The organism is Akkermansia sp. (assembly GCF_020860705.1).
Taxonomy (GTDB): Bacteria; Verrucomicrobiota; Verrucomicrobiia; order Verrucomicrobiales; family Akkermansiaceae; genus Akkermansia.
Genome location: NZ_JAJBTT010000034.1, coordinates 45,961 through 59,835 on the forward strand (window position 1 = coordinate 45,961; position 13,875 = coordinate 59,835).

The following is a 13,875-nucleotide window of genomic DNA, read 5'->3' on the forward strand; positions in this document are numbered from 1 at the left end:
AATGAAAGTGTTTACCTTTCTCGCCATGCTGCACTGTATGGTAGGGCTGGGACATGCCCTACCTTCCCCGGCGTGCCTGGACCCGTTTAAATCTCCCCCTGCAGAGCTGTCCGGCTTGCGGGAGAAGCTGGCGCAAGGGCGGCTGGGGGAGTTTTATACCGGGGCTCGCTCCGTGCTGGGCCAATGCGCTTCCGTTGACAATAAGCAGATCACGAGGGAGGAGCTGGCGTTGCAGCTCTGGTTGTTCTATTATATCGCGGACACGCCCCTTTATCCCGCCGACTACGACAAGACGACGCCGGAGAGCATTTTTGACAATAATGATCATGCCGTCAAACATGACATGTTTTCCTTCCTCTACGTGATGAGCCGTGACGCCTCGCCGATGGCGCGCCGCCTCCATCTCCGGGGCAAGACGCTGTCCGACTTGCTGGCCACTTACGCGGCTTCCATCTATGCGCAGTTCCGGAGCCATTACGATCCGGATTTGGAGGAGAAGCACGAGGCCCTAAAAAAGTCGTTTATCCCGTTAAACCGGAAGTATTTGGAAGAAGAGCTCAAGAAACGTGATATCGTTTGCAATGTCAATCCCCAGTATTACGTCTTCCTCAACAAGCTGGCAGTAAACAATACCCGTAATGAATTGCTAAAGAATTATATTTCCGTTCCCAGAATGAAGTACTTTGTGGAAATGCTGGTGAATCTGTTTCCGGGCCAGAGTGGGGCGGTGAAGAAATACTTCCGGATGGCGGGCTATGCGGACAGGGAAATCTCGGACTTGGTCAATCAGACGCTGGGACGCACTCCGGCTACGGAATTTCTGTACAAGGGAATGCCGAAGGATATACAGAAGGCAAAACCGTAGGCCATGAAGTTGGGATGCATCATACTGTTGTTGTGTGCGGCGGCGTTGAGCCATGCCGTTCCCTCTCCGGCGTGTTTGGACCCGTTTAAATCTCCTCCTGCAGAGCTGTCCGGTTTGCGGGAGAAGCTGGCGCAAGGGTGGTTGGGGGAGTTTTATACCGAGGCGCGCTCCGTGCTGAGCCAATGCGCTTCTGTTAACAATAAGCAGATCACGCGGGAGGAGCTGGCGTTGCAGCTCTGGCTGTTCTATTATATCGCGGAAACGCCCCTTTATCTCGCCGACTACGACAAGGCGACGCCGGAGAGCATTTTTGACGATAATGATTTGGACGTCAAACATGACATGTTTTCCTTCCTCTACGTGATGAGCCGTGACGCCTCGCCGATGGCGCGCCGCCTCCATCTCCGGGGCAAGACGCTGTCCGACTTGCTGGCCACTTACGCGGCTTCCATCTATGCGCAGTTCCGGAGCCATTACGATCCGGATTTGGAGGAGAAGCACGAGGCCCTAAAAAAGTCGTTTATCCCGTTAAACCGGAAGTATTTGGAAGAAGAGCTCAAGAAACGTGATATCGTTTGCAATGTCAATCCCCAGTATTACGTCTTCCTCAACAAGCTGGCAGTAAACAATACCCGTAATGAATTGCTAAAGAATTATATTTCCGTTCCCAGAATGAAGTACTTTGTGGAAATGCTGGTGAATCTGTTTCCGGGCCAGAGTGGGGCGGTGAAGAAATACCTCCGGATGGCGGGTTATGCGGACAGGGAAATCCCGGACTTGCTCAATCAGACTCTGGGACGCACCCCGGCTACGGAATTTCTGTACAAGGGAATGGTGGAGGATGTACAGAAGGCGAACCCGTAGGCCATGAAGTTGGGTTTTATCATGCTGTTGTGGTGTGCGGCAGCGGGGCATGCCGTTCCTTCTCCAGATGCATGGTATTTTTGTTACGGGGTGCGTTGAGGAAAACATTATTGTGAAAATCGTGGAGTTTGATACGGTCAGTATCGGCAGGTTCTCTCCGGAATAGGCCGTTCCGTTGCAGGCCGGTGCGGAATATGCCGCAAGGTAGGGTTCTGCGGTGCAGCCGCTTTTCCATCAAGGGCGTTACGTATTCCTTCTGCATGAATGATTCCATGAACGAGTATTGCTGTTGCCGGTGCGGCGCCGTGCTGCCGGAGGAGGACGTTAACCTGGCCACCGGGTTTGCCCTGTGCCGTTCCTGCGGCCATGCGGGGAGGGCTGATAATGTGGAAAGGCCGCGTTATATCACCCTGGACAAGTGCAGCATGAATGGAAGAAGACTGGTTTATCGCCGGATGAACTGGGGTGGGATTTGCTTGCTGGTCTTTGCCGTAATGTGGAATTGGGTGATGGCCGCTTTTTTGTCCAATATTTTTTCTTCCGCCCGCAGTGATATGCATGCGGTGTTGCTGCTATTCTTCATGCTTCCATTTGTGCTGGCCGGCATCGTTATTCCTGCCATTGGGCTGCTCTTTCTGTTCGGGAGAATAGTGGTGGAAGTGGGACAGGGGCAGGGAAGAGTGTTCCGGGGCGTAGGACCGGTGGGATGGAGTTGGTATTTTTCCCTTTCCGGCATGGAGACGGCACGGGTTGTGAAAATGCACACATCCAGGGGGAACTTCTGGCTTGTTTCCGTTCCGCAGCCGAACGGGAAGGATTTCCTTTTCGGCTGGGCGAATCGGGATGAGAAGGCTGCTGAGTATATTTGTACATGGCTGAACCGGAAGTCCATTTAGGAAGAGTACCATGCGGCGTGGCGGATTAAGTTGTTTCCGGCCACCCCCTGTTCATGGGGGGAATCGGCAACGGGAGCGGGAGATGATGGGGAATGAAACCAGGGTTGTTCGATGGGTAAGATGTATTTATCTTTGCAGAGCCGGAAAATATGTTAGATTCGCCGTCAATGGCTGACCCGATTGAATTGAAATGCCCCCAGTGCGGCTTCCCGCTGGCGATGGAAGATGTGAATGTAGCTGCGGATATAGTCCTGTGCCGCTCCTGCAATTGCGCAGGCAGGTTTTCCGAGCTGGTTCGGGAGGAGAGAGATGAGAAAATGCTGGAGTCCGTTCCACCCCGCATGAATGTGGTGAAGACGCCGCGCGGCCTGGAAGTGACGTACAGGAAATCAAAGGCCATCGGATTTTTCTTTTTGTTCTTTGCCTTGTTCTGGAACGGCTTTTTATCCGTTTTCCTATTTAGCTCTTTTGGAAATGGGAAAAACGTCAATTTGGTTGAACAGCTGTTTTTCCTTCCTTTTATCCTGGTAGGGATTGGGATGCTGGCCACCGCCGTTTATGTATTGTTCGGCCGCATGACGCTGACGTTGAATCCCGGCAAAGGAGAGTTGTTCCGCGGGGTGGGAGACATGGGGCGCCGCCAGAAGTTTGTACTGGCCAAGGATGCCCGCATTTCCATTGAAGACTGCAACATGCGGCAGAATAACAGAGTGTTGCACAAGATCGTAGTGGAACAGCCGGGAGGCAAGCCGTTCCAGTTTGGTACGGGAATAGCGGAAGATGAGGCCCAGGAATATGTGGCAGCGTTGCTGCGGCAGATGAGGGAGTAGCTTGCGGAGGGGGTGCTGCAGGCTTTATTGCATGGAAAAGACAGGGGAAGGGCTCCAATGTTCGCTCTTCACCATTCCTTTTATACTGGTGGGCGCCGTCGCGCTGTTTGAAGCGGTGTTTCTGTTGTTCGGCACGATAAGTCTGTCGTTGAGGCCTGGCCGGGGGTGAGGCGGCCGGGGAGTATGAGGCTTGGGGTGGAGGCGGCGTTTCCGCCTGGCGAAGGGAGCCCGCGTTGCATGGGTATGTGAGAACGGCGGGATGTTTATTTCCGTGGAGCAGCCATCCGGCAGACCGTTCGTATTCGACGTGACAGCTATGGAAAGGGAAGTAGGGAAGTATGTTGCCGCAGTTCTCGGACAGTGAAAGGAATAAGTTTTTTGATTGATCCACCTTTGGCGGTACGTATATTGGCTGAATGATAGGCAAACTATGCACGGCACTGGTCTTTGCGGGGCTTTTTTGTTCCGTGGCTGCGGTGGAAGCTCATGCCGCCGTTAGACCGAACATGATCGTTATTCTGGCGGATGACCTCGGATATGGAGATTTGGGATGCACGGGTTCCAAGCAGATCATGACTCCTTCCCTTGACCGGCTGGCAAAGGAAGGCGTCTTTTGTTCCCGGGCGTATGTGACGGCGCCGATGTGTTCCCCATCCCGCATGGGGTTGATGACGGGCCGTTTTCCGAAGCGCTACGGCATCACCACGAATCCCAATATCAAGGTGGATTACCTTCCGGAGTCCCACTACGGACTGCCCCAGACGGAGAAGCTGATTCCTGAGTATTTGGAGCCTTACGGCTACCGGAGCGCCGTGTTCGGCAAGTGGCACCTGGGGCACACCAAGGGGTACACGCCCCCGGAACGGGGATTTACCCGCTGGTGGGGATTCCTGGGCGGCTCCCGCGATTATTTTCCCCGGAAAAAGGAGATAGAGGGCTTGAATCCGTCCGCCATTGAATCCAATTTCACGGACAAAACGGACATTACCTACCTGACGGACGACATTACGGACAGGGCCGTGGAGTTTCTGGACGAAGCGAAGACGGATAAGAAGCCGTTTTTCATGTTCGTTTCCTATAATGCACCGCATTGGCCCATGCAGGCCAAGCCGGAGGACATAGCCCTGTTCAAAAATATCCAGAACCGGGACCGCCGGATTTACTGCGCCATGGTGTACGCGATGGATAAGGGAATAGGCCGTATTCTGGATACCTTGAAGAAGGATGGGCTGGAGAAGGATACGATCGTTGTGTTTTTGTCGGACAATGGCGGCGCTCCGGAAGCCCCCTCCTGCAATGCCCCTTTCCGGGGAGCCAAGAGGCAGCATTTTGAAGGAGGCGTGCGCGTGCCTTTCATCATCAAATATCCGGCGGACAAGAGGCTGATCCCTGGAAGCGTTTGCAGGCAGCCCGTTTCCACGGTGGACCTGCTTCCCGCCTTGCTGAAGGCAAACGGCCATCAAATTCCGCAGAAGCTGGATGGCATGGACATTCTGGAGCTGGTAGGCAATAAGAAGGCTTCCGTTCCCCGGACGTTCTTCTGGTGCACGGATTACACGTCTGCCGTTCTGGACGGGGATTTAAAGTACCTGCTGGTGGCGGACCGGGCGCCGCAGTTTTACAGCGTTACGGATGACCCCCAGGAGCAGAAGGATTTATACTTTTCCAAACATCAGGATGCGGATTCCCTGGCCAGGAAGCTGGGAACCTACCTGACCATAACGCCCGCATGCCGTTTCCCGGACAGCATAAGCTGGTCTTCCAAGTTGATGCGGGAGTATGATAAGACCACGCCGGACCAACAGCCTGAGTAAAGTTGAACGGGATATCAGCCGGGTTCAGGGAAGCGTTCGCAGCCAATCCTTTTCTACAGGAAATCTGCTCTCCTTCAAGCTGGACTGGGCATAGACCAGGGCCGCCAGGCCTGAAAGTGCAGCCGGAACGATCATCCGGACTGTCATGTCCGTTGATTTGTACGGGTCCCTGGTTCCGTTTTTCATCAAAAAAGCGCCTTATTTAAGGCGCTTGGGTTCCGCCATGCGGAGGATATGCTCTCCGGGAAGGGCCAGGTTGCCCTTGTCCCGTGCGATCATTTCAAAATAATGGGGATCCTGTGAAATCCAGATGAATTCATTCTTGGACTGCTCCATCTGCTCCCTGGCTTTTTCCAGATGCGCCTGAAGGAAAGAACGCTCATGCTCCAGGGAGCGCAGATCCTTCCACGGCTTGAAACACACCAGGGAGAGCAGCATAGTCAGGCACAGGGCCAGGACGATGGCAAAAAGACGCAGAGCCCTCTGGACGATCAGGGCACGTTTTTCCCGGCGGATTTCAAGTTCCGCCAAAGTAAAACGATGGTAATAGCGGCGTCTCCAGAGCATTCTTTGCAGTCAAACAACATATTTTTGATCATAGAATATGAATTTTGCCACCATAAACTGCGTCATTCCCCAATTCCTCTTCAATTCTAAGCAGCTGATTGTACTTGGCCATGCGGTCGGAACGGCTCAGGGAACCGGTCTTGATCTGTCCTGCATTGGTTGCTACGGCAATATCCGCAATGGTGGAGTCTTCCGTTTCCCCGGAACGGTGGGAGATGATGGCGGAGTATTTGTTGTCCTTGGCCAGTTCCACCGTGTCCAGCGTTTCCGTCAGGGAACCGATCTGGTTGACTTTCACCAGAACGGCATTCGCCACATGGCGGGAAATGCCCTGGTTCAGGAATTCCACGTTCGTTACGAACAGGTCGTCCCCCACCAGCTGGGTATTGTGCCCCATGGCCTTGGTGAGCTGTTCCCAGCCCAGCCAGTCGTTTTCCGCGCAGCCGTCTTCAATGGAGATGATAGGGTACTTTTTCTGGAGTTCCTGATAGTAGGCCGTCAATTCCGCCGCTGTTCTGCCCCGGCCGTCCGATTTTTTGAAGACGTACAGGTTCTGGGAAGGATCGTAGAATTCGGAGGAAGCCACGTCCAGGGCAATGAAGATGTCCGTGCCCAGCGTATAGCCCGCGCGTTTCACGGCCTGCGCAATGCATTCCAGGGCGTCGTCCGCGGATTTCAGGGCCGGGGCGAATCCCCCTTCATCCCCTACGGCGGTGGACAGGCCGCGGTCGTGCAGTACGTCCTTGAGCGCATGAAAGACTTCCGCTCCGTAGCGCAGGGCTTCCCGGAAGGTGGGCGCGCCCTTGGGCATGATCATGAATTCCTGAAAGTCAATGGGTGAATCCGAATGAGCGCCTCCGTTGATGATGTTCATCATCGGGACGGGCAGCACTTTGGCGTTCGGGCCGCCCAGGTATTTGAAGAGGGAAAGGTTAAGCTGGATGGCGGCGGCCTTTGCCACAGCCAGGGAAACGCCCAGGATGGCGTTGGCCCCCAGGCGGGACTTGTTGGGCGTACCGTCCAGGTCGATCATGATTTTGTCAATGGCCGGCTGAAGGGTGGCGTCATGCCCGCACACTTCCGGAGCAATGATTTTGTTGATGTTTTCCACGGCCTTGAGAACCCCCTTGCCGCCGTAGCGCTTGGCGTCTCCATCCCGGAGTTCCCAGGCTTCATGTTCTCCGGTGGAGGCTCCGCTGGGGACGGATGCGCGGCCAATGGCGCCTCCGGCCAGGGCTACGTCCACTTCCACGGTGGGGTTGCCCCGGGAATCGATAATTTCACGGCCGCGGACGTCAATGATTTCCAGTTCGTTCATGATCATAAGATTTTTTATTGTCCTTATTGGACCATAAAGCGGCTTCCTCCGTTTCGTGGAAACCTGTCATGAGCGTGAAAATCCCGGGTTCAAGCACGGAACTGACGCAGAACGGAGGCGATATATTCCAGCGCCTCCGGGTCTGAAATACCGCCGGAAAAGGAAAAAGGCCTTCCCGCCGGTTGAGGTACGGCTATATGATAATAGTCAGCCTTTTCCCCTTCCTTGCGTTCCATCATGATCCCGGCCTGGGCGGGGAGGAGGAAGGACCATGTGGACCCCACCGGGCCAATGCCCCGGAAGAGAGAGGCTTTTCCCGGTTCCACCCGGAGCACGGCCTTTCCCAGCATCACGTCCAGGCAGAGAAAAATGAGGCAGGCTTCCATGATGGCAAAGAAGGTGGTGAAGACGGGCAGGGCGAAGTCCGTTTTTCCCGGCCCGGAGGACAGGAAGACGAGCACCAGCGTGATGAGTCCCCAGATGATGGTCAATCCCAGGTAGAAAAGCTTTTGGGAAACGGAGTGCCTGTACGTGAGCGTAACTTTCCCGTTGGCAGATTCCACCGTCAGATGTTTGGGCGGAGCGGCAGGAGATTTCCGGAATTCGTATTCCCGGACCAGGGAGGACCAGAGGATGGAAACGCCGCAGCACCCGCAGGTGACCGTATCCCGGGGGTCATCCACATCCGCCGCGGAAAAGGGGGTGCCGCATTTTGGGCATTTGAATTGTTCAAGTCTGGGAGGCATGGGGGATGGTTTTCTGGACTGTGCGCAGGTTAGCACAGGAAACCGGGAGCCGCCATTTATTTTTAGGCGGTTTTCCGGAGGGAACGGGGACCATCCCGTGGGAAGGTTTCCGCCACGGGGCTTCCCTGCTCCATACGGGAATTCTCCCTTGTGCGGAGCATGGCCCCCTTGTAGGATGCGCCCATGATTGAGAGAAGGCGGCAGTTGAGGGAGAAGATGGAAGCATTGGCGGAACCGGCGTTTCAGCAGTTTTCCGCTTCCCTGATCCCAGGCGTCAACCGCCTGCTGGGCGTCCGGCTGCCTGTGCTCCGGAACCTTGCGCGTGAGGAGGTTCGGGGAAATTGGCGGGAGCTGCTGGAATATCCAGCCAGGGAACCGTATGCGGAGGAAGTGATGCTGGACGGCATGCTGATAAGCCTGGCGCGGATGGAGCCGGAGGAACGCCTGGAACATGTTGCGCGCTTCGTGCCCCGCATGGATAACTGGGCTGTTTGCGATACGTTCTGTTCCGGATTGAAGTTCAGCAAAAAGCATCCGGCCCTGGTATGGGAGTTCATCCAGCCGTATTTAAAGTCCTCCCGTGTTTATGATGTCCGCTTTGCCGTGGTGATGATGCTGGCCCATTTCATTACGGAGGATTACGTGGAGCAGGTTTTGGTTCTGCTGGACGGCGTGCGGCATGAGGATTATTACGTGAACATGGCGGTGGCCTGGGCGGTTTCCGTCTGTTACGTGAAGTTCCCGGGGCTGACGCTGGAATATTTGAGGAATTCCTCCCTGCCGGATTTCACTTATAACAAGGCCTTGCAGAAAATTATTGAATCCCTGCGGGTTAGTAGGGAAGACAAGGATTTGATGCAGAGCATGAAACGCAAATAGGCAGGCGCTGCTGCGTTTGGACGGCGGAGGGAGCGGGAACCGGGCTGCACGGGATGGTGGCGCAGGGAGGGGCGGCATGCCGGAACAGGGCCTTGATTCCTTTCCGTGCAAGGTATGGAATGGACACACTTACTATTAAAACCATGCCTAACATTAACGATAACTTCCTCAAGCTGCAGGCGGGATATTTATTCCCGGAAATCGGGCGCCGCGTGAATGCATTCATCGAGTCCCATCCGGAGGCGGCCAAAAGGCTGATCCGCTGCGGCATTGGAGACGTGACGGAGCCGCTGCCCATGGCGGCCATTGAGGCCATGCACCAGGCGGTGGACGATTTGTCCACCCATGAACGCTTTCACGGCTATGGTCCGGAACAGGGGTATTTCTGGCTGAGGGAGGCCATCGCCAAAAAAGCCTACCAGGTCCACGGCGTGCATGTGGAAGTGGATGAGATTTACGTGTCCGACGGCGCCAAGTGCGATACGGGCAACATTCTGGATATTTTCGGCCCGGGCAACAGGATCGCCGTGCCGGATCCGGTTTATCCCGTGTATGTGGATACCAATGTGATGGCCGGTAATACCGGAAAGGCCTGCGCAGACGGTTCGTATGAAGGTCTGGTGTATCTCCCCTGCACGCCGGAGAACAATTTTGTGCCGGAGCTGCCGGATGAACATGTGGATTTGATTTACCTGTGTTTTCCGAACAATCCCACCGGGGCCGTAGCTTCCCGGAATGAATTGTTGAAATGGGTGGAATATGCCCGCGCGAATCATGCCATTATTCTGTACGATTCCGCCTATGAGGCGTTTGTCCAGGATTCTTCCGTTCCCAAATCCATTTTTGAAATTCCCGGCGCGCGCGATTGCGCCATTGAATTCCGCTCTTTCTCCAAGCAGGGGGGCTTTACGGGCGTGCGCTGTGGCTACGTGGTGATTCCGAAGGAGTTGCACGGCCATGATTCCGAAGGGAACAAGGTGCTCATCAGCCAGCTCTGGAGCCGCCGCACCAGCACGAAATTCAACGGCGCTTCCTACATCGTCCAGCGTGGAGCCGCAGCCCTGTTCACGCTGGAAGGAATGGCGCAGACCTCCGTGCTGATCAGCCATTACCTGGGAAATGCCGCGCTGCTGCTGAATGCGTGCCGCCAGGCGGGCATGCGCGTGTGGGGCGGGGAAAACGCCCCGTATGTCTGGGTGCAGTGTCCGGATGGCCTGGATAGCTGGCAGATGTTTGACAAGATGTTGTATGAGGCGAATGTAGTCATCACGCCCGGTTCCGGCTTCGGCTCCAAAGGAGAGGGCTTTTTCCGCGTTTCCGCGTTCAATTCACGGGAAAATGTGGAGGAGGTGTGCCGTCGCATCCATGCCCTGTTTGCCAGATAGGGCGGCGAGTCCCTGTGCAGAGCCTGACGGGCCGCCGTGCGGAAAGCCACGGCGGCCTGCGCGTACACAAATGGGAGAAGGCCATAGACCCCCCTTCCTGAAAGAGGAAGGAGGGATGATCCGGAAATCGGAACGGAACGTTGCCTTCAATGCTTTCTTTTACCCGTGCAGTCCTTCACGCCCAAGGTCCTGAACATGGGTTTTCCATGCGCAGTGCGGGAGGTCGCGGCCGGTTCCTCCGGTTTGTTCAGTCCCCTGCGGCCCAGGAATTCATTAACTCCATAACGGACCATGATTCGTACTGGGGCAGAAAGCATGAAAGTATCACTGCTCAGTGGCCCGGGTAGACCTGTTTCCACGTTTTGCCTTCGTCCATGCTTTCATAAATTCCCTTTTCCGCATACAGGGTGATGTGCTTATTGTTGGCGGGATCAATCAGCAGGTTGAACGCTGCGCCCCAGTCTTGCTTGTCCGCCCTCTTCTGCCAGTTCCTGGCGTTGCGTTCGCTGGAATACACGCCTTTGCCGTCCAGAGGGACGGCGAGCATGAAGGTATCGTCCAGGCGGCGCCTGTCAATGGCCAGCGTGGGCTGCGTGATGGGCAGTCCCTGCATGACCCGCGTCATGGTGCGGCAGTCATTGAAGGAGGTGTAGACTCCCTGCGTGGAGAAGACGTAGAGCTGGTCTGCGGCGCGGGTGTCGTAAACCAGCCTCAGGAAGCCCGCTCCCTGCACCTCGTTCTTCTGGTCCCATTTTTTCCCGTTGTTGGTGGAGATGAAGATTTTGCTCGTATTGGCCTTGCGGTCCGTCGTCACGGCTCCGATCCTGCCCTGGGCGGTCGTATGAAAGCCTACATTGGTGAAGGGTTCTCCTGCTAGGCCCACGTTGTTCCACGTGTCTCCGCCGTCCGTGCTCATGAAGAGTCCTGCGCGGTCCGAGCCGACGATGATTTCACGCGGATTCCTGGGATTGACGGAGATAAGCTCCCCGGCAATGAAGGAGATGGGGGAAGGATCCACTTTCACGTCCGGGCTGGCGACGGTCCACGTTTTGCCCATGTCCTTGCTGCTGAACAGAGCCCCCCCCTGGGAGGTGGGGGCCAGCAGGAGCATCCTGTCCCCGGCAAGCGCCATGGAACGGATCGTCTTGACGCCTTTGGGCAGCGTGAGAGGCTTGCGGGCGTAAGTTCCGTTTTTACGTTCCAGCAGGTCCGCTCCGGAACGGTAGCGCACCGCCACCAGATCCGGGGAGAGCAGGGAGTAGCCGATGATTTTTCCGGAGGGCATGGCGGCGGCTATCTTGTGCGGCTGAAGTCTGAGCGGTTTTACGGAGATTCCGTCTATGGCGGCGGAAAAAATACCCTTGCCCTTGCCGGGAATGGTCCGGAACGTAATCCCGGCGATGGCTTCCTCCTTCATCGGGATGATGCGCTGCATGCCCGCTTCCCATTGCTTCATGTCCGGGGAGGTGAAGCAGGTGAATTCATTGCCGCGCCGCATGATGCGCACCCAGGTATGATCCTTGTTCAGGGTGAAGGTGGACTGGCGGCCCGTTCCGTAGTCGCTGAAGTCCGCGCTGCATCTGAGGCCACGGCCCACGGTCCGGAAGACGGCGATTTCATCATCGTAGTTGGTGGCTCCCGTATCCTTGCGCACCATGATGCCGGCCCAGCAGTCGTCCCCGGTATCCAGCTCCTTGTCGCTGATGGAACTGATGTGGGCCGTCAGCATGAAATCCCCCTTGATTTTTTTGCTGACCAGGTATTCTCCTTCTCCTGCAAAGCGGAAGGAATTTCCCGTGCCGCTGATGGAGTGGGGCAGCCCCGGTTCTCCGCGCAGCATGGCTTCCCAGCCTGGGGAGAGGCGGCTTTGGGAATGGACGGGGACGACGGGGGTATCCACCGTATGGGAGCCGTTGTAAAAAACGCGGGCCCACAGTTTGTTTTCTCCGTCAAAGAGCATCAGGGGAGCCGTGAAGGGAGAGGCGGCCGAGGCGGCGACCAGCTTGGCGCCGTTGTAGTATTCCACCTTGTTCACGCGGCCTGAGGAGATGGCTGTTTTCAGCACGCGTTCCGGGCCCTTGCCGCCCACTTCCAGCCGGGCTTCCGGGATGTCCGCCCGTTTGGGACGCATGAGGCTGGCGAGCGGTATTTCCTCCATGGGACGGTTGCCGTACTGCCAGCCCACCCAGGCCACGGTGAATTCATGTTCCGGCTTTTTCTTGAAGTAGGTCAGCTTGATGGGCGTGACGCCTTTTTCCAGGAAGACGGAGGCGCGCTTTTCCGACGTGCTGTGCAGTCCGTCGTTGTCAATGATGGTCTTTCCTCCGAGGTCCAGACGGCTTCCATCGCAGGTTTGGAGGGCGAAGGTATAGGCCCCCGTCTGGGGGACGAGCAGAAAGCCTTCGTATTCAAAAGCGAAGCGTCCCTCCCTGCCTCCGCGCAGGGCCGTGTCAAATCCGTGGGAGACGCCGGTCCTCAAGGGCTTGGAAAAATCCAGTTCCGCCAGTTTGGACCATCCGTCCTTGTTTTCCATGTATTTGTATTCCAGGCCGCTGGACAGCTCCTTTTTGCCGGGCAGCCCTTTCAGGGGGGCTTCCGTTCCGGTCTTGTCCAGGTTCAGGGTCTTTTGCTGGTCAAAGATGTCCGTGATGGTGAGTTTGACGAAGCATTGGGAGATCTCCCGGGGGAGCGAGACGGATTTGGTGCGCACATGCGGGATTTGTTCCTCTACCGTGTAAACGGGGGTTCCGGAGTATTGCGGATTGTCAAAGACTTCTATTTTGTAACCGAACTGCGGGGATGACGTTTCCGCCAGCGTCCAGTCCACGATTACCTGGCTGCCGTCGTGCCGCGCCTTGCCTTCCGCCGCGATGGCATCCATGACGGGCTTGTCCGGCTGGTTCAATTTAAACGTATGCTTGCGTCCGGGTTCCAGGTTTCTGGGGAATTGCCTGTTCTCCATGTAGGACATGGTCAGAATGGAGTCATTTTCCGTCTGGTGAACCGTCCAGCCGCTGTATTTCATGCCTCCTTCCTTGGGGATGTTGATGGAAACGGTATCACATTTTTCCCAGGCGCCGTTGTGCCGGTAAAAGCCCTTGCCCCTCCACAGTTCACGCTGCTTGCGGCCTCCGTGCCCGAAGTCTTCCAGAAAGCCGCCGTTCCCCTTGAATCCGGTGGCCGCATAGGGAATGCGGAACGTGGCGATATGGTGCCACTGGTTATTGGCCTGGTCCTTCATCCACCAGCCGGCGTAGCATTCTTTTTTGGCTTCATCCGCGCCCCACGTACGCATGAACATGGTGTACCATTGTTTGGTTTTGATCCATGGAACGTCGCGTCCCCCCGCCTTTCCGGAAGCGCCTTCCCCCACGTACTGCTGGGCGTAGACATGAGGGTCCACGTACACGTTGCGCACCTGGCGGCCTTCGTAAACCGGAGCGGGCCAGAAGGACCACACCGTGGACGGACGGTAGGTTTCCAGGTTGGTGTTGTCATTGACGTTGGCCGCCACGCCTGCATAGAAGTAGCCGCCCTTGGGAAACATGTCCAGGTTCCAGCAGGAGAAGTAGGTGGATTCCGGCCAGTAAGGGTAAAGCAGGTCCACCATGATGATGTCGGATCCGGCTTTCACTTCGTCTCCATACCAGCTGGCGGAGACGGGAAGCGTTAAAAGGAGCCACAGGGAGAGAAGGAATCTGGTCATGACGG

12 protein-coding genes are annotated in these 13,875 nt (G+C 56.2%); 7 read left to right on the forward strand and 5 right to left on the reverse strand.

Going from position 1 to position 13,875, the window contains the following annotated elements; translation table 11 throughout:
* Nucleotide 1: 1 nt before the first annotated feature.
* A complete protein-coding gene (locus LIO64_RS07450; protein ID WP_290548812.1) occupies nt 2-865 on the forward strand; it encodes a hypothetical protein in 864 nt (287 codons plus the stop codon).
* A gap of 3 nt (nt 866-868) precedes the next feature.
* Nucleotides 869-1,729, forward strand: coding sequence for a hypothetical protein (locus tag LIO64_RS07455; protein ID WP_290548813.1), 861 nt, complete (start codon nt 869-871; stop codon nt 1,727-1,729).
* Nucleotides 1,730-1,748: 19 nt separating this feature from the next.
* On the opposite strand, the gene LIO64_RS07460 is transcribed toward LIO64_RS07455, so the two are convergent.
* Complete coding sequence (locus LIO64_RS07460) at nt 1,749-1,991, reverse strand: hypothetical protein (RefSeq protein WP_290548814.1); 243 nt, start codon at nt 1,989-1,991, stop codon at nt 1,749-1,751.
* Between LIO64_RS07460 and LIO64_RS07465 the strand changes: the two genes are divergently transcribed.
* From LIO64_RS07465 to LIO64_RS07475, 3 genes are all read left to right on the forward strand, one after another.
* The gene (locus LIO64_RS07465) at nt 1,990-2,625 is read left to right on the forward strand and encodes a hypothetical protein (protein WP_290548815.1); all 636 of its coding nucleotides are present in this window, start codon (nt 1,990-1,992) and stop codon (nt 2,623-2,625) included. The genes LIO64_RS07460 and LIO64_RS07465 overlap by 2 nt on opposite strands.
* 167 nt (nt 2,626-2,792) lie before the next feature.
* Entirely contained in the window at nt 2,793-3,455 is a 663-nt protein-coding gene (locus LIO64_RS07470) for a hypothetical protein (RefSeq protein WP_290548816.1), read from the forward strand.
* A 416-nt stretch (nt 3,456-3,871) separates the two neighbouring features.
* Nucleotides 3,872-5,269, forward strand: a complete 1,398-nt coding sequence (locus LIO64_RS07475) for a sulfatase-like hydrolase/transferase (protein WP_290548817.1) — start codon at nt 3,872-3,874, stop codon at nt 5,267-5,269.
* Between the two features lie 198 nt (nt 5,270-5,467).
* Here the strand turns inward: LIO64_RS07475 and LIO64_RS07480 are convergent, their stop codons facing one another.
* From LIO64_RS07480 to LIO64_RS07490, 3 genes are all read right to left on the reverse strand, one after another.
* Nucleotides 5,468-5,836, reverse strand: coding sequence for a septum formation initiator family protein (locus LIO64_RS07480; RefSeq protein WP_290548818.1), 369 nt, complete (start codon nt 5,834-5,836; stop codon nt 5,468-5,470).
* Nucleotides 5,837-5,864: 28 nt separating this feature from the next.
* Complete coding sequence (gene eno, locus LIO64_RS07485; RefSeq protein ID WP_345779574.1) at nt 5,865-7,145, reverse strand: phosphopyruvate hydratase; 1,281 nt, start codon at nt 7,143-7,145, stop codon at nt 5,865-5,867.
* A 98-nt stretch (nt 7,146-7,243) separates the two neighbouring features.
* Nucleotides 7,244-7,900: a hypothetical protein gene (locus LIO64_RS07490; protein ID WP_290548820.1), complete on the reverse strand. Its 657-nt coding sequence runs from the start codon at nt 7,898-7,900 to the stop codon at nt 7,244-7,246.
* A 183-nt stretch (nt 7,901-8,083) separates the two neighbouring features.
* Between LIO64_RS07490 and LIO64_RS07495 the strand changes: the two genes are divergently transcribed.
* Together LIO64_RS07495 and LIO64_RS07500 are read left to right on the forward strand one after the other, a co-directional pair.
* Nucleotides 8,084-8,779 (forward strand): DNA alkylation repair protein, encoded by a 696-nt coding sequence (locus LIO64_RS07495; protein WP_290548821.1) that lies wholly within the window; start codon nt 8,084-8,086, stop codon nt 8,777-8,779.
* Between the two features lie 143 nt (nt 8,780-8,922).
* The gene (locus LIO64_RS07500) at nt 8,923-10,164 is read left to right on the forward strand and encodes an LL-diaminopimelate aminotransferase (RefSeq protein WP_290548822.1); all 1,242 of its coding nucleotides are present in this window, start codon (nt 8,923-8,925) and stop codon (nt 10,162-10,164) included.
* Between the two features lie 331 nt (nt 10,165-10,495).
* On the opposite strand, the gene LIO64_RS07505 is transcribed toward LIO64_RS07500, so the two are convergent.
* A complete protein-coding gene (locus LIO64_RS07505) occupies nt 10,496-13,870 on the reverse strand; it encodes a PA14 domain-containing protein (protein WP_290548823.1) in 3,375 nt (1,124 codons plus the stop codon).
* Nucleotides 13,871-13,875: the final 5 nt, after the last annotated feature.